Here is an 18,426-nt window from a genome sequence, read left to right as displayed (position 1 = left end):
CTTCCCGGGAGCGGTTCAGCTGCCCTGTACGGCGCCCTCGGTGGCGCCCGCGATGAACCCGCGCGCGAAGATCGCGAAGACGGCGACCAGCGGGAGGGACGCCATCAGGACCCCGGCCATGACCATGCTGTAGTCGGTGTTGTGGCCGACGTTGAGCTGGGCCAGCTCCACCTGGAGCGTGACGTGCTGGGGATCGGTGAGCACGATCAGGGGCCAGACGTAGTCGTTCCAGGCGCCGACGAAGGCGTAGATGGCGAGGAAGGACATCGCGGGTCTGATCATCGGCAGCGCGACGTTCCAGTACTGCCGGAAGAAGCCGGCGCCGTCGATGCGCGCCGCGTCGAGGAGCTCGTCGGGCACACCGGTCTCGATGTACTGGCGGAGCCAGAAGATGCCGAAGGCGTTGGACAGGGCGGGCCAGACCAGTGCCTTGAGCATGCCGACCCAGCCCAGCTCGGACATCAGGATGAACTGCGGCAGGACGGCCAGCTGCAGCGGCAGCATCATGAACACCAGCAGCGTGCCGAAGAGCAGCCTGCGCCCGGGGAACTCGAACTTGGCGAAGGCGAAGGCCGCCAGGGAGTCGACGAACAGCACCAGGGCCGTGGTGACGCACGCGATGACGACGGTGTTGAGCATCGACCCGAAGAAGTCGACCGTGTGCAGCACACCCCGGATGTTCTCCAGCAGATGGGAGCCGAAGGTCAGCTTCGGTGGGCTCTTGTAGATGTCACGGGTGGTGTTGGTCGCCATCACGATCGTCCACACGAACGGGAAGACCGAGACCAGGACGGCGATGCCGAGGAAGACGTGCGGGGACAGGCCCCTGGGGCGGCGCGACCGCTTCGCGGCCGGGGCAGGCCGTGGCGTGGCGGCTGTCGTCATGACTTCCTCCCTCGTTGCACGATCCGCCAGTTGACGACGACGAGCACGATGATCAGGACGAAGAAGGCCCACACGATGGCCGCGCCGTAGCCGTAGTCGTTGTCGAGGAAGGCCGACTGGTAGAAGTACAGCAGCGTGGTCAGGCCCGCCTGGCCCGGTCCGCCGAGGTTCTGGTTGGCGGCGTTGCTGGCGAAGAGGACCTGGGGTTCGCTGAAGCTCTGCAGACCGTTGATGGTCGAGATGACGACGGTGAACAGGATGATCGGCCGCAGGATCGGGATGGTGATCTGGAAGAACGTACGGATCGGACCGGCACCGTCCATCCGGGCGGCCTCGTAGACCGACTGCGGGATGGCCTGGAGGCCGGCCAGATAGATGATCATGTTGTAGCCGGTCCACATCCAGGTCATCAGCAGCGCGATGACCACCTTGATCAGCCACGGGTCGCTCAGCCACGGCACGGGCGAGATGCCGACCACGCCCAGGATCGCGTTGACCAGACCGAAGTCGTTGCTGAACACCGCGCCGAAGAAGATCGCCACGGCGACGATCGACGTCACGTTCGGCACGTACAGGGCGATGCGGTAGAAGCCCTTGAAGCGGCGCACCGAGTGCAGCAGCGTCGCCAGCACCAGGGCGCCGAAGAGGGTGGGCACGGTGGACAGCACCCAGATCGCCAGGGTGTTGCGGATCGACAGCCAGAAGACCGGGTCGCTCCACAGGAACTCGAACTGCTGCAGGCCCACGAACTGCTTGGTGCCCAGGCCGTCGTAGCGCTGGAAGGACAGATACAGCGAGTACAGGACGGGGACGAAGGAGAAGGACAGGAAGATCAGGTAGAAGGGCGAGATCGCCAGGTACTGCCGCCAGTACGACAGCACCCCGCGACGCGCGGGCCGCGCCGCGCCCGCGGGCGGGGTGCGCCGCGGGCGGAAACGGGCCGGGCCCGGCCCGCCACGGTGCCGAGGCACCGTGGCGGGGCCGGTGACCGGAGGTGACGTCACCTCACTTCACCCCCTGCCGCCTGGCGATCTGTTTGGCCTGGGAGACCGCGTCCTTCCAGGCGTCGTCGGGCTTCTTGCCCTTGGCCTCGATGCTGGTCAGCTCGGCCATGAAGGGGGCCATGACCGCCGAGTCGGCGGGTGCCTCGTAGCTCACGGGGATGGCCTCGGCGGCCGGGCCGAAGACCTCGATGATCTTCTGGCCGCCGAAGAAGGCGTCGGGGCCCGTCATGGCCGGCATCGCGTAGGTCTCCGGGGAGGCGGGGAAGATCGCGGCGTCGGTGTAGCTCTTGGCGTTGTTGTCCGGGCTGAGGATCCAGCTGATGATCTTGAACGCCTCTTCGGGGTTGCGGCACTGCTTGGGCAGGGTCAGGTAGGAGCCGCCCTGGTTGGCCGGCCCGCCCGGCGTCGCGCAGACGCGCCACTTGCCCTTGGTGCCCGGGGCCGCCGACTCGATGTCCAGCGCGTGCCAGGCGGCGCCGAGTTCGGTGGTCAGGCTCTTGCCGACGGCGGCGTTCCAGCTCTGGTCGTTGATCTTGGCGTCGAGGCCGAGGGTGTAGGCGCGGACCGCGGTGTCCCACGCGGCGCGGATGTGGTCCTGGTCGCCGATGAAGTGGTTGTCCTGGTCGATGAACCGCTTGGTGCCCTGGCCGACCGCGATGTTGAACACCGAGCCCATGTTGTTGACCAGGAAGGTGCCGGGCAGCGCCTTCTTCAGCTCGGTGCCGAGCGCGAAGTAGTCGTCCCAGGTCTTGGCCTCGGCCGCGACCTTTGCCGGGTCGGAGGGCAGCCCCGCCTTGTCGAACTGGTCGGCGCGGTAGAAGAGCGCGGTGGGGCCGATGTCGATCGGGAAGCCGATCTGCTTGCCGTCCTCGGTCTGGGCGAGCTTGGTCTTCCACTCCAGGTACTGGGACGAGATCTTCTTGAAGCCCAGGTCGTTCAGGTCGAGGAAGCGGTCGGCGTTGGGCAGGAAGGAGGCGATGTCCTCGCCCTTGATGCCGGTGATGTCCGGCACGGAGGAGCCGCCGGCCGCGAGGGTGGTGGTGAGCTTCTGCTTGAAGTCGCCGCCGATGGAGGAACTGGTCAGCTTGATCTGGCTCTTGAAGTGCGTCTTGGCCTCGGCGACCACCTTGTCGCTGAGGGCTCCGCCCCAGTACCACATGGTGAGGCTCTTGCCGTTCTTGGTGCCGCCGGATTCCGAGTCGCCGCCACAGCCGACGGTCAGGCCGGAGGCCGCCGCGGTGAACACGGCAGCCTGGAGGAAGCCTCTACGAGAAAGGTCCACGGGTCACTCCTGTTTGTTCCTGTTCGTGGTACTTCAGGGCTTTGGTGCGTGGGGTCGGTGGGGCCGCGCGGGCGGGGTGACCGGGGCGTGGCGCACCGGGGGGCCGACGTCGGCGGGGATGCGGTCCGTGAGGAAGCCGTAGGCCTTCTTCAGGCCGGGGTCGGTCAGTGAGCGCCACCAGCGGTCGACGCCGTACCAGCCGGGCGCCGCCAGGCCTCCGCCGTGATGGCCCACGGACAGGCCGGCGGACAGGACGGCGAACCGCAGCCGCTCCGCGAGCGGCCAGCCGCCGAGGGAGGCGGCGACGAAGCTCGCGCCGAAGACGTCACCGGCGCCCGTCGCGTCGAGCACGTCGACGTCCAGGGCCGGCACCTGCGCGTACTCCCCGGTCGTCTGGTCCACCGCGACCGCGCCCTCGCCGCCGCGGGTGACGACGGCCACCGGCACCAGCTCGCTCAGCGTGCCGAGCGCGGCTGCCGCGCTGTCGGTGCGGGTGTACGCCATCGCCTCCGCCTCGTTGGGGAGGAAGGCGTGGCACAGGGCGAGTTGGTCGAGCAGGTCGCGGGACCAGCGCTGGGTGGGATCCCAGCCGACGTCCGCGTAGATGTGGGTGCCGTTCGCGGCGGCCTTGGCGAGCCATGCGCGGGGCTCGGCCTCGATGTGCACGAGCGCCGTGCGCGACTCGGGCGGGTCGCCCATCAACACGTCCTGCGAGTACGGCGGTTCCTGGCCGTGGGTGACCAGGGCCCGGTCGTGAACGGGGAGCGCGAGGGAGACGGTGACGGGGGTGTGCCAGCCGTCGGCGGTGCGCGAGAGGGAGAGGTCGACCCCCTCCTGGCCGGCGAGGACGTCACGGCAGTAGCCGCCGTAGTAGTCGTCGCCGAAGACCGTGGCCAGGGAGGTCCGCAGACCGAAACGGGCGGTGGCCACCGCGAGGTTGGCGATGCCGCCCGGACCGCAGCCCATGCCGTCGGTCCAGATCTCCTCGCCGGGGGCGGGAGGCTTTCCCAGCCCCGTGAGCACGAGGTCGTAGAAGAGCAGCCCGGTCAGCAGCACATCGGGCCGGTCGTCGTCCACGCGTGCACCCTCTCGTCGAGACGTTCGAAGATCACTCTTCAAAAGTCTTCAATTTCGGTGCACAGATCGTGCGCGCCTCCGAGAGGTTTGGCAAGAGTCAAGCAGAAGTGAGCATGGAAATGATTGGGAATGACGAGTACTGTTCAGCGCGTGCTGGCAGAGCGTAGACACCAACTCATCCTGCGGGCCCTGCGATCAGGGGGCCCGGCGGCCGTCACCGACTTGTCCGAACAACTCGGTGTGAGCCCCGCCACCATCCGGCGTGACCTCGTCAGGCTGGAGGAGGAGGGGCTGCTCACCCGGGTGCACGGCGGCGCGGTCGTGGACGAGGGCGACCAGCCCTTCGCCGAGGTCGCCGAGGTGCGGGTGGCCGAGAAGGACGCGATAGCGGCGCAGGCCGCCTCGATGGTCCGCGACGGTCAGTCCGTGCTCCTCGACATCGGGACCACCGCCTACCGCCTGGCCCGGCAGCTGCACGGCCGCCGCCTCACCGTCATCACCAGCAATCTGGTGGTCTACGAGGAGCTGGCCGACGACGAGGGCATCGAACTGGTCCTGCTCGGCGGCATGGTCCGCCGTGAGTACCGTTCCCTCGTCGGCTTCCTCACCGAGGACAACCTCCGGCAGCTGCACGCCGACTGGCTGTTCCTCGGCACGAGCGGAGTGCGCCCCGGCGGGCAGGTGATGGACACGACCGTCGTCGAGGTCCCGGTCAAACGCGCGATGATCAGGGCAGGTGACAAGGTCGTCCTGCTCGCCGACTCCGCGAAGTTCCCCGGTACGGGAATGGCGCGGGTCTGCGGCCCCGGGGAACTCGACGTGCTCGTGACCAACGGGTCCCTCGACCCGGGCACACGGTCGTCGTTCGAGGACGCGGGGGTCGAAGTGGTCACCGTATGACCGCCGGCACGGCCGCCGGGCGGCGACGGCTGACACGTGTCGGACGCACCGTGCGCCCGGACCGCGCGCACGGTGTGGGGACGGCCCGCACTCCCCCACTCCCGGCTCCGCTGGAGCGGGAGGGGCCCCCATCACGATCGGCAAAGGTGGTAGTTGCGTGAAGCTGACGATTCTGGGCGGCGGAGGATTCCGGGTGCCCCTCGTGTACGGGGCGCTCCTCGGGGACCGCGCCGAGGGCCGGGTCAGCCGTGTCGTCCTGCACGACCTGGACGCCGAGCGGCTCTCCGCCGTCACCCGCGTCCTCGCCGAGCAGGCCGCCGACGACCCCGACGCCCCCGAGGTGACCGCCACCACCGACCTCGACGAGGCCCTCACCGGCGCCGACTTCATCTTCTCCGCGATCCGCGTCGGCGGCCTGGAGGGCCGCGCGAACGACGAGCGGATCGCCCTCGCCGAGGGTGTCCTCGGCCAGGAGACCGTCGGCGCCGGCGGCATCGCCTACGGCCTGCGCACGGTCCCGGTCGCCGTCGACATCGCCCGCCGCGTGGCCCGTCTCGCCCCCGACGCCTGGGTCATCAACTTCACCAATCCGGCGGGCCTGGTCACCGAGGCGATGTCCCGGCACCTGGGCGACCGCGTCATCGGCATCTGCGACTCACCGGTCGGCCTCGGCCGCCGGATCGCCCGCGTCCTCGGCGCCGCGAAGCCGGCCGAGGCGTGGATCGACTACGTCGGCCTCAACCACCTCGGCTGGGTCCGCGGCCTGCACATCGCCGGCCGCGACGAGCTCCCGCGCCTGCTCGCCGACCGCGACCTCCTCGGCTCCTTCGAGGAGGGCAAGCTGTTCGGCGTCGACTGGCTCCAGTCCCTCGGCGCCATCCCCAACGAGTATCTGCACTACTACTACTTCAACCGCGAGGCCGTGCACGCCTACCAGGCGGTCGAGAAGACCCGCGGCGCCTTCCTCAAGGACCAGCAGGCCCACTTCTACGAGGAGATGCGGCGCCCCGACGCCCACGCGCTCAAGGCCTGGGACCGCACCCGCGCCGAGCGCGAGGCCACCTACATGTCGGAGAACCGGGAGACGGCCGGCGCCGGCGAACGCGACGCCGACGACCTCTCCGGCGGCTACGAGAAGGTCGCCCTCGCCCTGATGCGGGCCATCGCCCGCGACGAGCGCACCACCCTCATCCTCAACGTCCGCAACAAGGGCACCCTCTCCGCCCTCGACACCGAGGCCGTCATCGAGGTGCCCTGCCTGGTCGACGCCAACGGGGCCCACCCGGTCGCCGTGTCCCCGCTGCCCGACCACGCCACCGGCCTGGTCTGCGCGGTCAAGGCCGTCGAACGCGAGGTGCTCGCCGCCGCCGAGGCGCGGTCCCGTACGACGGCGGTGAAGGCCTTCGCGCTGCATCCGCTGGTCGACTCGGTGAACGTCGCCCGCCGCCTGGTCGAGGGCTACACGGCGGTGCACCCTGGCCTGGAGTACCTGAAGTAGGCTCCCGCCCGGAAAGCGCTTACCGCCCGTGTGCGGGCTCCTTCCTCCGACCTCTGCTCACCGCTCCGCCCTCTCTGGAGACCTCCCATGCATGACGAACGCCACCGGATCGAGGAACGCGTAGAGCGCGTCCACACCCAGCGCATCAAGCCCGCGATCTACGCGGCCTCCGTGCCCTTCGAGGTCGAGGCCTGGCAGGCCCCGGGCGAGCCCGTCCCCTTCGAGGAGGCCGCGGCCGCCTCGTACACCCCGTTCGCGATGGACACCCCCTGGGGTCCGCCGTGGGGCACGACCTGGTTCCGGATGCGCGGACAGGTCCCCGCCGAGTGGGCGGGCCGCCGCGTCGAGGCGGTCGTCGACCTCGGGTTCGTCGGCGACTGGCCCGGCAACCAGGCCGAGGCCCTGGTCCACCTCGCCGACGGCACCCCGCTGAAGGCGGTCAACCCGCTCAACCAGTACGTACCGATCGGCAACCCCGTAGGCGGCGGCGAGACGATCGACTACCTGGTCGAGGCGGCCTCCAACCCCGACATCCTCGCCGACAACTTCTCCAGGATCACGCCGCTCGGCGACATCCTCACCGCCGGCGACAAGCCCCTGTACACCTTCCGGCGCGCCGACATCGCCGTCCTCGACGAGGAGGTCTTCCACCTCGACCTGGACCTCCAGGTGCTGCGCGAGCTGATGGTCCACCTCGGCGAGCACGAGCCCCGCCGCCACGAGATCCTGCACACCCTGGACCGGGCCATGGACGCCGTCGACCTCGACGACGTCTCCGGCAGCGCGACCGCCGTCCGTGAGATCCTCGCCCCGGTCCTCGCCAAGCCCGCCCACGCCAGTGCCCACACCATCTCCGGCGTCGGCCACGCCCACATCGACTCCGCCTGGCTGTGGCCCATCCGCGAGACCAAGCGCAAGACCTCCCGCACCTTCTCCAACGTCACCGCGCTGGCCGACGAGTACGAGGACTTCATCTTCGCCTGCTCCCAGGCCGTGCAGTACGAATGGGTGCGCGACAACTACCCGCAGGTGTGGGAGCGGATCAAGAAGGCCGTCGACAAGGGCCAGTGGGTGCCGGTGGGCGGCATGTGGGTCGAGTCCGACGGCAACCTGCCCGGCGGCGAGGCCATCGCCCGCCAGCTCGTCCACGGCAAGCGGTTCTTCATCGAGCACTTCGGCATCGAGACCAAGGGCGTCTGGCTGCCGGACTCCTTCGGCTACAACGCCTCCTACCCGCAGCTCGCCAAGCTCGCCGGCAACGACTGGTTCCTCACCCAGAAGATCTCCTGGAACCAGACCAACCGGTTCCCCCACCACACCTTCTGGTGGGAGGGCATCGACGGCACCCGCATCTTCACCCACTTCCCGCCGGTCGACACCTACAACGCCCGCTTCAGCGGCGAGGAGATGGACCGAGCGGTCCGCAACTACCAGGAGAAGGGTGGCGGCACGCGCTCCCTGGCCCCCTTCGGCTGGGGCGACGGCGGTGGCGGCCCCACCCGCGAGATCATGGAGCGCGCCCGCCGCCTCGCGGACCTTGAGGGCTCACCGAAGGTGGTCGTCGAACACCCCGACGAGTTCTTCGCCAAGGCCCGCGCCGAGTACGAGGACGCCCCCGTCTGGAACGGCGAGCTGTACCTCGAACTCCACCGCGCCACCTACACCTCCCAGGCCCGCACCAAGCAGGGCAACCGCCGCAGCGAGCACAAGCTGCGCGAGGCGGAGCTGTGGGCGACGACGGCCGCGCTGCACGCGCCCGGCTACTCCTACCCGTACGAGAAGCTCGACCGGCTCTGGAAGACGGTCCTCCTCCACCAGTTCCACGACATCCTGCCGGGCTCCTCGATCGCCTGGGTCCACCGCGAGGCGGAGGCCGAGTACGCGCGGGTGGCGAAGGAACTGGAGGAGCTGACGACGGAGGCGGTCACGGCACTCGGCGCGGGCGACGCGCGCGTCTTCAACACCAGCCCGCGCGACCGGGCCGAGGTGGTCCGCACGGCCGGGGGCGCGCCGGTGTACGTCGAGGTGCCCGCGGGCGGCAGCGCGCCGCTGACCGCCGCCGAAGCCCCGCACCCCGTCACCGTCTCCGGCCGCGTCCTCGACAACGGCCTGGTCCGGGTCGAGATCGCCGAGGACGGCACCCTCGCCTCGGTCCGCGACCTGGTCGCCGACCGCGAGGTGCTCGGCGACACGGGCAACCTGCTCCGCCTGCACACCGACCTCCCGAACTACTGGGACGCCTGGGACGTCGACAAGCACTACCGCAACCGCTACACGGACCTGCTGGACGCCGACTCGGTCACCGTCGTCGAGGAGGACCCGCTGCTCGGCGCGGTCCGCGTGGAGCGCTCGTTCGGCAAGGGCTCCCGCATCAGCCAGACGATCACCCTGCGCGCCGGCAGCCGCCGGATCGACTTCGCCACGGACATCGACTGGCACGAGGCCGAGAAGTTCCTCAAGGCCGGCTTCCCGATCGACGTCCGCGCGCCGCACTCCTCCGCCGAGATCCAGTTCGGCCACATCCAGCGCCCCACCCACACCAACACCAGCTGGGAGGCGGCCCGCTTCGAGGTCTCCGGCCACCGCTGGGTGCACGTCGGCGAGCCCGGCTACGGCGTCGCGGTGATCAACGACTCCACCTACGGCCACGACGTCTCCCGCACGGTCCGCGAGGACGGTGGTACGACCACCACGGTCCGCCTGAGCCTGGTCCGCGCCCCGCGCATCCCGGACCCCGAGGCCGACCAGGGCAAGCACCGCATCACGTACTCCCTGCTCCCCGGCGCGACCATCGAGGACGCGGTCGCCGAGGGCTACGCCCTCAACCTGCCGCTGCGCGTCGCCGACGCGGCGGGCGCGCCCGAGCCGGTCGTCTCCGTCGACGGCGACGGTGTGACCGTCGAGGCGGTCAAGCTCGCCGACGACGCGTCCGGCGACGTGGTGGTCCGGATCTACGAGTCGAGCGGCGGCCGGGCCCGGGGTGTCCTGCGCACCGGCTTCCCGCTGGCCGGGGCCCAGATCACCGACCTGCTCGAACGGCCCCTGTCCGAGGCGGCCACGGAGGGCAACGGCGTCCCGGTGACCCTGCGGCCGTTCGAGGTGCAGACGCTGCGGCTGGCGGTGGGGGAGCGGTGACCCCGTGACCGGCGGGCGGTGAGAAAGGCCGCGGCGGGCTGCTTGCCCGCTGCGGCCTGGTTCGCCGAGCGCGGGAGGCTATCCGGCGGCAGGAGGGCGGGTGCGGGTCCGGTGGGGGCTTCTCGCGCAGTTCCCCGCGCCCCTGAAAGCCCAGGCCCAGCGGCCCTGAAAGCCACGGCCCTGCCGGCCTGGAAAGCCACGGCCCTGCCGGCCTGGAAAGCACGGGGCGCAGCCCCTGCTTTTCAGGGGCGCGGGGAACTGCGCGACCTGTCCCCACCGGGCCGCGGGGGCAGGACTTCCCGGGTGCCTCAGACCGCCAGCGGCCGGTCCGCGGACGGCTTGCAGGCGACCGGCGCCCCCACCGCGAGCGGTCGCGCCTCCACGGACTCCGGCTCGGGCAGCGTCACGGCGACCGGCGTCTCGACCTGGTGCGGCAGCACGACCGGCCGCACCGGCCGTGTTCCCGACACCACCGTGTAGTCCTGCCCCAGCCGCGTCGGCACCACGTCCCCGGGATCCTCGCCGAGCGCCAGCTGCACAGCGGCCCAGGGCGCGTTGATGCCGCACAGCGCGAGCTGGTGCAGCCCGCCCGCCGGACGCGTGTTGACGTCCATCAGCACCGGCTCGTCGCCGAACATCCGGAACTGGATGTTCGTCAGGTAGTGCAGCCCGAACCCCTCCGCGATCCGCCGCGCGGGCTCGATCCACGCGGGGTTCTGGCTGAACCCACGACGCCGCCCGTTCTTCGTCCGGCCCACGGACATCCGCACCCGCCCGTCGGGACCGGTGAGGCAGTCGACGGACACCTCCGGCTGCTCCAGACGCGGCATCACCATCCAGTCCACGGGTTCCTCGGCCGCCCGCAGGGCCTCCACGACCATGTCGAGCTGCACGTGCGGGCTCGGGAAACCGCTGAGCTGGGAGAGCGAGAAGGGGGTGCGCGAGACGACCCGGAAGCCGACCCCACCCGCTCCGGACGCCGGCTTGAAGCAGGCCCGGTGCCCGGCGTCCTCCAACTCGTCGACAGCCGCGACGAGTTCGTCGGCGTTCGTCACCCGGAACCACGGCGGCACCGGAACCCCGTGCGTCTGGACCGCCTCGTACGCGGTGACCTTGTCCTCGAAGACCTCGATGGCCCCGGCGGTCGGCGCCAGCAGGACCGTGCCGACGGCCGCGAACTCCTCGCGGTGCGCGGCCAGGGTCGCCTGGTGCAGCCGGGGCACGAACACGTCGATGCCGCGCTTGGCGCACTGATCGAGCGCGTACTCGACGTACGCGGCGGGGGAGAGGCCCTCGGGCTCCAGGTCGGCGGTGTCGGCGGCGGCCAGTACGGGGGAGTCGGCGTCACCGTGCGTGGCATGGATGTCCACCGGACGAGCGTGCGGATTATGCCGCAGCTGATCCATGAAGAAGACGTTCTCCGCGTACGTGCGGTTGAGCCAGACGCGTACGCGAGAGACCATGCAGGCCGCCTTTCAGGGGTTCGCGGGCACGGCTGAGCAGGCCGTGCCCGGCCAGGGGGGATGGAGGTACGCCGAACCGCCGTACGCGAAAGAGAGGGCGTGGCGGTGGTGTAGGAGGGATCATACGGCCACCGGGCCCCAGGTTTCTGTCACGCGCGTGTTAATCCTCGCGCGGCGGGGTCACCGGGACGCGGGCCGGACGGCTCGGCAGGTCGGTCTTGTCCGCCGGCGCGCCCGTGTGTTCTCGTGTTGATGTTCGGTGTTCGGAAGGGAGCACGGGTGGACTCGAAGGCCGGCCGGCAGGGAAATCTGCTGGCCATCAGCGATCTGCACATCGGCTATCCCGAGAATCGCGCCCTGGTCGAGCGGATGCGCCCCGAGACCGACGACGACTGGCTCCTGGTGGCGGGTGACGTCTCCGAGAGCGTCGCCGACATCCGCTGGGCCCTGGAGACACTGGCCGGCCGCTTCGCCAAGGTCGTCTGGGCGCCGGGCAACCACGAACTGTGGACCCACCCCGGCGAGACCGTTCCGTACCGGGGCGTCGAGCGGTACGAGCACCTGGTCGCCCTCTGCCGGGAAGTGGGTGTCGTCACACCGGAGGATCCCTACCCCCTCTGGGACGGACCGGGCGGCCCGGTGGTGATCGCCCCGCTGTTCCTCCTGTACGACTACTCGTTCCTGCCCAAGGGCTGCGCGACCAAGGACGAGGGGCTGGCGTACGCGCACGGCACCGGCATCGTCTGCACCGACGAGCACGTGCTGCACCCCGACCCGTACCCGAGCCGCGAGGACTGGTGCCGCGCCCGCGTCGCCGAGACCGAACGCAGACTCGCCGAACTGCCGCCCGGCCTGCCGACGGTGCTGGTCAACCACTACCCGCTGGACCGGCACCCCATGGACGTCCTGCACTACCCCGAGTTCGCCATGTGGTGCGGCACCGAACTGACCGCCGACTGGCACCGCCGCTTCCGTGTCGAGGTCATGGTCTACGGTCATCTGCACATCCCGCGGACCACCTGGCTGGACGGCGTCCGCTTCGAAGAGGTGTCCGTGGGTTACCCCCGCGAGTGGCGGCCGCGTCCGGGACCGCCCGGCAGGCTGCGTCGCATTCTGCCGATGGAGGTCGAAGCCGGTGATCGAGGAACTGCTCCCGGGAGCGGTCGTGGCCGTGGAGGCGTACGCCCCTGACACGGACGCGGCCGTCGAGGGGATCGAGCTGTACCCCGAGGAGGAGGCGGTCGTGGCGCGCGCGGTGGCGAAGCGGCGCCGCGAGTTCACCGTCGTCCGCGCCTGCGCCCGGCGGGCCATGGAGAAGCTGGGCGTGGCGCCGCGGGCGATCGTGCCGGGGGAGCGCGGCGCCCCCGGCTGGCCGGACGGGCTCACCGGCAGCATGACCCACTGCGAGGGGTACGCGGCCGCCGCCCTGGTCCGCCAGGACGACCTCGCCTCCCTCGGCATCGACGCCGAGCCGCACGGCGCCCTGCCCGAGGGTGTGCTGGCGGCGATCGCGCTCCCCGCCGAGGAGACCCGGCTGGGGCGTCTGGCCGCCGGCGATCCCACGGTCCACTGGGACCGGCTGCTCTTCAGTGCCAAGGAGTCCGTCTACAAGGCGTGGTTCCCGCTCACCGGGCGGTGGCTGGACTTCTCGGAGGCCGACATCGAGTTCTCCGTCGAGCCCGGCGGCCGCTCCGGCGCGCTGCGCGCCGAACTCCTCGTGCCGGGACCTGTGGTGGACGGCCGACGGGTCGACGCCTTCGACGGACGCTGGACGGCCCGGCGGGGACTGGTGGCGACGGCCGTGTCGGTTCCCCGTTCCACGGCGCCGCTCGCCGTGGAAGCCCGCTCCGGAGAGGCCCGGGACGCCGGGTGATCGTTCTCGCCTGCGCGGACCTGCACGAACGGGTCTCGCCGGCCGTCGACGCGGAGATCGCGGCCGCCCTGGAGCATCTCGGGCCCTCGTCCACGGCCGTACGAACGTCCATGGCCGGGCTGCTTCACCACCAGCGGATGACCTACCCGCTCTGCGTCCTCCCGCTCCTCGTGCACGCCGCCGAGACCGGCACCCCGGAACCGGCGATCCCGCTGGCGGCCGTCCACGTCCTGTGGTGGACCTCCGCCTGCTACCTCGACGACCTGGCCGACAGCCACCACGGGCGCCCTCCCGCCGGACTCGGCACCGACGAGGCGCTGTTGGCGGCCGTCCTCGCCGGAGGGGCCCTCCCCCTCCGGATCGTCCAGGCGCAACCGCTCCCGCACGCGGTGCGCAACGCCCTCGCGGCCGAGATCGTCGACTGCTCGATCGCCGCCGTCGAGGGGCAGTTGCGGGATCTGCGCGGCGACCTGGAAAAAGCCTCTCCCGAAGCGGTCGTCGCCGTCTACCGCGGGAAATCCGGTGTCCCGTTCGGAATGATCACGGCGATGGCCGCGATCCTCTCTGGCGCGGACACCGAACGGACCGAGCGATGGCGGGAGTTCGGCGCGGCCTTCGGCGTGCTCTGGCAGCTGTTCAACGACCAGGAGGACCTTCTCTCCGGCCGCGACGAGGACCTGCGCAACGGCACGGTCACCTATCTCCTCACCTGCGCGATGCGGGAGACACCCCCCGCGGCACAAGGCCGGCTCGCGGAACTCGTGCGTGCCGCACGCGGTTCCGCTCGGGCCCGCACCGAACTCCGGGCGCTGCTGCTCACCCCCGCCGTGCTCCGCCGCTACGAGAAGGACCTCGCGGCGTTCCGCGACGAGGCACACCGGGCGCTCGACCGAATGGACGGCGACGCGGCCTGCCTGCGGTCCCTGCGACAGCTGGTGGACCAGGCCGCCGCGCCGTATCTGACGAGCCACCACGGCTAGGGCGCCCGACGACGACGGCCCACCGGGACCCCCGGCGGACCGTCGCCGCACGCCTCAGACCTCCGGACACCAGCTCCGCAGCAGCCGGAAGAAATCCTCCTCGTTGCCCGTGAGTCCCGCCGCCGTCAGCGCCTGCTCCGCCTCGGCGAGCACGGCGGGCGGCACCACGGGTGGTCGGCATGCCCCCCCGGACCCGTCGAACGCTGCTCGTACGGTCCCCAGCAGCCGTAGATAGGCCTGTACGGCGGCGCGCTCGCGGTCGGTCAGTACGGCGGTCGGCATCGAACGGCTCTCCCCTGGTCGGATCGGCGAAACTCCGTGCCCGCCCCGGCGTACGGGCGGCACGCTCCCAGCTTGCCGTCCCCCACTGACAATCCCGTTCTCCCGCGCGCTGAAGTCGCCCGGGGGGCTACCGCGGAGGCGTCCCCAGCACCGTCCGTCGCTCATGGTCCGTCAGCGGCGGTTCCGTCAACGGGGCTCGGACCGGACCGCGCAGCACCGCCAGGAACACCTCCGGCCGGACGAGGGCGCCGATCGGTGCGCTGAGAGTGACCACACCGAGATACGCCTTGCAGACCAGGGGCCGGCCGAGCGCGGTCCGCGCCAGCCGGTCCACATAGCGGCCGAAGAGTCTCTGCACGGCGTTCGGCCGCTTGCCGATGGCCTCCGGGTAACGGATGTCGGCGCCGGTGGCCAGGTCCCAAGCCAGGGACACCGGTACCGCCACCGCCTTCTGGACCCGGCGCGCGAGTCCGGGCGCCGTCAGACCGTGCGCGGCGACCCGCTCACGCAGCGCCAGGGCGCTCTGGGCGGCGACGGACATGCCGTGGCCGTATATCGGGTTGTACGTGGCGACCGAGTCACCGATCGCGACGAAACCGTCGGGCCAGCCGGACACCTTCTCGAAGAAGCGCCGCCGGTTGATCGTGCTGCGGGTGACCACGACGTCCGTCAGCGGCTCGGCGCGGGCGATCAGCTCGCCCACGACCGGGTGCCTGACGTCCCGCGCGAACGCCTCGAACTCCTCGGCACGGGCGTTCGGTTGACCGCCCCGGGTGCCCGACAGCGTCACCAGCCAGCGCCCGTCCTCGATGGGCACGAGGGTGGCGCTGCGCCCCGGCACCGGCTGCGACCCGTCCGGCTGCACATTGACCACCGGATACTCCTCGGTGCCCGCCGGCGCCCGGAAGACCCGGCTGGCGTACACGAGCCCGGAGTCGACCTCGTCCATCGGCGCCGGCGCGACCCCGAGGGTGTCGAGCCAGGCGGAGCCCCGCGAACCGCGGCCGGAGGCGTCCACCACCAGATCGGCGGCGAGGACCCGCCCCTCGCCGTCGGCGGAACGGACCCGCAGCCCCGTCACCCGGGAGGCGTCGCCCTCCAGTCCCAGGATCTCGGTGCGGTCGAGCAGGGTGACCCGGGGCCCGGCCAGCAGGCGGGCGCGGACGACCGACTCCAGCAGATCGCGGCTGCACGCGATCATGAACTCCAGCTCGGGCCAGCGGCGCACCCAGCCCTGGGGCGACAGGGAGACCAGACCGGTCGGCAGCGGGATGCGCCGGGCACCGGCCGCCAGCCAGGCGTCCGTGACCCCCGGCAACAGCTCCTCCATCGCGCGGGCCCCGCCGGACCACAGCAGATGGGCGTGCCGGGCCTGGGGCACGCCCCGGCGGGGGCCGGGCCCCTCGGGCAGCGCGTCGCGTTCGACGACGGTGACGTCGGCGTGGTCGCGCAGCGCGGCGGCGGCCAGCAGGCCGGCCAGGCCCGCGCCGACGACGACGGCACGCCGGGATGTCGTGACCACGGTGTCGCGCGGGCCGCTAACGGGTTCGCTCATGGAAGTCGCTCTCTGACCTGGTCGCGGCGGCCCATTCACGGGCGGCCGCTACGACGGGTGACTGACGCAGGGCGATGGACATCCGTACGAGGTCACGGGGGTTCTCGGTGGGCGGGACGGCGGCCTCGGCCGTGGCGGAGCTGATGACCCGGCCCTCCGGGTCGTGCTCCCTGGCCCGCACCGCCGCCGTCACCATCGCCGCGTCGGCCTCCGCCCGCGCCTGGGCGGGCTCGGAACCCGCCGCGACGGCGGCGTCGTACGCCTTGGCACGGACCCCGGCGTCGAAGTACGGGTACAGGCTGAGCATGCCGTCGTGGATGTCGGACTCCCGCTGCGTCATCTGCAGCCGGGCGGGCGCCCACCAGGAGATCCGCACCTCGTGGCTCGCCTGGGCCCAGACGGGACGCAACTCCCGCCACAGCGGGCCGAGCCGGCGGTACATCGACCAGATGGTCCAGGAGTCGCCGAGGCGCTCTCCGGCCAGGGGCAGACAGAATCCGACCGCGCAGACCTGCGCGCCGACGGACGACAGCACGGGGGCGACGTACGTGCTCAGGTAGTCCAGGTCGCCGCCCTGCCAGCGGGCGGCCACGGCGATCAGCTTGACCGCCGCGAACGGTACGTTCAGCAGGAAGCCGAAGGCGATGATCAGCAGTCCGGCGCGCAGCCAGCCACGCACCTGGAGCGCCCAGCGCCAGCACATGACGTTCATCGCGACGCCCGCGACGGTGAACCCGGTCAGATACAGCACGATCATCTCGCGCATGAAGGGCGTGCCGGCGTAGTACGTGTCGAAGTCCCGCACGCGCTCCACGGGGGCGTCGCCGAGCACGAACAGCAGCACTATCGCCGCGCACACCGCGCCGTACCCGGCGATCCAGCGGTGCGAGAGGCGGCGGGTCGTCTCGGGCGGGCCGCCCCGCCAGTTGGTGATCAGCACAAGGCAGGAGCCGCTGAACGCGCTCAGCAGGAAGTACACGACGGCCGCCGAGACGTTCGTGACGCCGGTGACGCGGTTGAACTCGCTGATCGTCGGCGGCGCGGCGAAGAAGAAGACGAGGGTGGCCAGCGTCATCAGCGCGCACACGGACCTGATCAGGGGGTCGCCCCAGTTCCGCAGCAGCGCGGGCGTCTTCGAGGCCAGGGCGATCGCCATCGCGACGGCCGGAAGGTAGTAGCTGGACCCGTCCATGTTCTCGATGTCTCTGCGTCTTCGCGTCGTGACGTCTCGGCGTCTCGGGCCGCTCAGCCCTGCGGTCCGCGGTAGCCCAGCGAGGCCCCGATGCGGCCGGCCAGGTGATCGCGGCGCACGGGCGCGCGCAGCGCCGAACCGGCGAGCCAGGCACGGCACTTGCTCGCCAGCAGCAGCCCGAAGCTCTCGGCGTCCTGCTCGTCCGTCAGGTCGAAACGCGTACGCGCGGCGACCTTCAGCACGGTCGCCCGCAGATCGGCGTCCTGGCTCAGTAAACGCGCGGCGACCGCCGTGCCCTCCACGTGCCGGCCGCAGTGCCCGGCCTGCATGTGCCACAGCTCGTGGCCGAGGATCACCAGCTGGTGGTCGGGCGCGGTGCGTTCCTCGATGACGACCAGATCCTGTTCGGCCATGTCCAGCCACAGCCCGCTGGCCGTGCCCGGTGGGAAGACGGCCGTGCGGTACTGGACCGGGCGGCCGCGGCGCCTGCTCATGGCGTCGCACAGGGCGCCGTAGAGATCGGCGGGGTCCGCCGGTGCCGGCAGGGTGAGTTCGCCGACCAACTCGCCGCACAGACGGCGCATTTCCTTTCCGATGCCCACAGATCTCCCCCGGTCAGGACTCGGGCCGCTTGACGCTCTCCAGCAGCATGTCCAGCCACTCCGCCACCTTGTCGCGGTGCTGGTCGGTGGGCAGCTGGGCCGCCCGCCAGGCGATGGAGCGCACCCCGTGGTTCTGCAGCAGCCGCTGCAACGGGTCGTCCGCGGCCTCGGCCGCCGCGCGTTCGCGGTCGGCGAGCTGCTGGAGAAGCTCCTGCTCGGTCCGCATCAGGGCGCTCGCCAGCGCCTCGGGGTCCTCGGCGGTGAGGAAACCGGCGTGCACCCGGAAGAAGCGCTGGATGGCGTCGCAGTGCTCCATCGTGGGCCGCCGGTCCCCGTTGATGAGGGCGCCCGCCTGCTGGCGGGACATCCCCGCGCCGTCGGCGATCTCCTGCTGGGTGTACTTACGGCCGCCCGGCTTGAGACGGGTGCGTCGCAGCAGGTCCAGGCGCTGCAGAAAGCGGGCCTGGACGTCGGGCTCACCGGCGCGTTGCCCGCTCAGCAGCGCCTTCACCACGGCCTCCGGCACGCCCGAGGCGACCGAGAGCCGTCGGGTGTCGAAGACCTCCGTGTGGCCTACGCGCAGCTTGTCCGCCAGCGCGGTGACACGGGCCACGACGGCCGGCAGCAGAACCGTCGCCGCGGCGTCCGGAACCTCGAAGCCATCCGTCACCGACAGATCTCCTACGTCTCTCTCAGGC

16 protein-coding genes are annotated in these 18,426 nt (G+C 71.3%); 6 read left to right on the top strand and 10 right to left on the bottom strand.

The features are described 5' to 3' along the window. Positions 1 to 15 precede the first annotated feature (15 nt). From STRBO_RS0128550 to STRBO_RS0128535, 4 genes are all read right to left on the bottom strand, one after another. Complete coding sequence (locus STRBO_RS0128550; RefSeq protein WP_005484754.1) at positions 16 to 885, bottom strand: carbohydrate ABC transporter permease; 870 nt, start codon at positions 883 to 885, stop codon at positions 16 to 18. Further along, positions 882 to 1,766 carry a carbohydrate ABC transporter permease gene (locus STRBO_RS0128545; RefSeq protein WP_005484753.1) on the bottom strand — a complete coding sequence of 295 codons (885 nt, stop codon included), beginning with the start codon at positions 1,764 to 1,766 and terminating at the stop codon, positions 882 to 884. The genes STRBO_RS0128550 and STRBO_RS0128545 overlap by 4 nt, the downstream gene beginning before the upstream one ends. A gap of 124 nt (positions 1,767 to 1,890) precedes the next feature. Further along, a complete protein-coding gene (locus tag STRBO_RS0128540) occupies positions 1,891 to 3,171 on the bottom strand; it encodes an ABC transporter substrate-binding protein (protein ID WP_028796895.1) in 1,281 nt (426 codons plus the stop codon). 33 nt (positions 3,172 to 3,204) lie between these two features. Further along, positions 3,205 to 4,248 carry a carbohydrate kinase family protein gene (locus tag STRBO_RS0128535; protein ID WP_005484751.1) on the bottom strand — a complete coding sequence of 348 codons (1,044 nt, stop codon included), beginning with the start codon at positions 4,246 to 4,248 and terminating at the stop codon, positions 3,205 to 3,207. Between the two features lie 150 nt (positions 4,249 to 4,398). On the opposite strand from STRBO_RS0128535, the gene STRBO_RS0128530 reads away from it, so the two are divergent. The 3 genes from STRBO_RS0128530 (at position 4,399) to STRBO_RS0128520 (ending at position 9,781) form a co-directional block, all read left to right on the top strand. Further along, a complete protein-coding gene (locus tag STRBO_RS0128530; RefSeq protein WP_005484749.1) occupies positions 4,399 to 5,148 on the top strand; it encodes a DeoR/GlpR family DNA-binding transcription regulator in 750 nt (249 codons plus the stop codon). 157 nt (positions 5,149 to 5,305) lie between these two features. Then, a complete protein-coding gene (locus STRBO_RS0128525) occupies positions 5,306 to 6,646 on the top strand; it encodes a 6-phospho-beta-glucosidase (RefSeq protein WP_005484747.1) in 1,341 nt (446 codons plus the stop codon). Positions 6,647 to 6,733: 87 nt separating this feature from the next. Next, positions 6,734 to 9,781, top strand: coding sequence for an alpha-mannosidase (locus tag STRBO_RS0128520; RefSeq protein WP_005484745.1), 3,048 nt, complete (start codon positions 6,734 to 6,736; stop codon positions 9,779 to 9,781). A gap of 308 nt (positions 9,782 to 10,089) precedes the next feature. Here STRBO_RS0128520 and STRBO_RS0128515 read toward each other — a convergent pair whose 3' ends face one another. Then, complete coding sequence (locus STRBO_RS0128515) at positions 10,090 to 11,244, bottom strand: ATP-grasp domain-containing protein (protein ID WP_005484744.1); 1,155 nt, start codon at positions 11,242 to 11,244, stop codon at positions 10,090 to 10,092. A gap of 279 nt (positions 11,245 to 11,523) precedes the next feature. On the opposite strand from STRBO_RS0128515, the gene STRBO_RS0128510 reads away from it, so the two are divergent. The 3 genes from STRBO_RS0128510 to STRBO_RS0128500 are packed head-to-tail and all read left to right on the top strand — an operon-like array spanning position 11,524 to position 14,097. Further along, entirely contained in the window at positions 11,524 to 12,435 is a 912-nt protein-coding gene (locus STRBO_RS0128510) for a metallophosphoesterase family protein (RefSeq protein ID WP_020115202.1), read from the top strand. After that, positions 12,380 to 13,117: a 4'-phosphopantetheinyl transferase family protein gene (locus STRBO_RS0128505; protein ID WP_020115201.1), complete on the top strand. Its 738-nt coding sequence runs from the start codon at positions 12,380 to 12,382 to the stop codon at positions 13,115 to 13,117. Before STRBO_RS0128510 ends, STRBO_RS0128505 begins: the two co-directional genes overlap by 56 nt. After that, the gene (locus STRBO_RS0128500) at positions 13,114 to 14,097 is read left to right on the top strand and encodes a polyprenyl synthetase family protein (protein WP_005484740.1); all 984 of its coding nucleotides are present in this window, start codon (positions 13,114 to 13,116) and stop codon (positions 14,095 to 14,097) included. Before STRBO_RS0128505 ends, STRBO_RS0128500 begins: the two co-directional genes overlap by 4 nt. A gap of 54 nt (positions 14,098 to 14,151) precedes the next feature. Here STRBO_RS0128500 and STRBO_RS0128495 read toward each other — a convergent pair whose 3' ends face one another. The 5 genes from STRBO_RS0128495 to STRBO_RS0128475 all read right to left on the bottom strand — a co-directional run bounded on the left by STRBO_RS0128495 (position 14,152) and on the right by STRBO_RS0128475 (position 18,398). Further along, positions 14,152 to 14,379, bottom strand: coding sequence for a hypothetical protein (locus tag STRBO_RS0128495; RefSeq protein WP_005484738.1), 228 nt, complete (start codon positions 14,377 to 14,379; stop codon positions 14,152 to 14,154). Between the two features lie 127 nt (positions 14,380 to 14,506). After that, the gene (locus STRBO_RS0128490) at positions 14,507 to 15,934 is read right to left on the bottom strand and encodes an FAD-dependent monooxygenase (protein ID WP_202500380.1); all 1,428 of its coding nucleotides are present in this window, start codon (positions 15,932 to 15,934) and stop codon (positions 14,507 to 14,509) included. Beyond that, entirely contained in the window at positions 15,918 to 17,126 is a 1,209-nt protein-coding gene (locus tag STRBO_RS0128485; protein WP_005484735.1) for an MAB_1171c family putative transporter, read from the bottom strand. Before STRBO_RS0128485 ends, STRBO_RS0128490 begins: the two co-directional genes overlap by 17 nt. Positions 17,127 to 17,179: 53 nt before the next feature. Next, a complete protein-coding gene (locus STRBO_RS0128480; RefSeq protein ID WP_005484734.1) occupies positions 17,180 to 17,710 on the bottom strand; it encodes a hypothetical protein in 531 nt (176 codons plus the stop codon). Positions 17,711 to 17,741: 31 nt separating this feature from the next. Next, positions 17,742 to 18,398, bottom strand: a complete 657-nt coding sequence (locus STRBO_RS0128475) for a helix-turn-helix domain-containing protein (RefSeq protein WP_005484732.1) — start codon at positions 18,396 to 18,398, stop codon at positions 17,742 to 17,744. Positions 18,399 to 18,426: the final 28 nt, after the last annotated feature.

Origin of the sequence: Streptomyces bottropensis ATCC 25435, from assembly GCF_000383595.1 — a bacterium.
Lineage (GTDB): Bacteria > Actinomycetota > Actinomycetes > Streptomycetales > Streptomycetaceae > Streptomyces > Streptomyces bottropensis.
The sequence above is the reverse complement of the archived record's forward strand: the minus strand, read 5'-3'. Positions and strand labels throughout refer to the sequence as shown.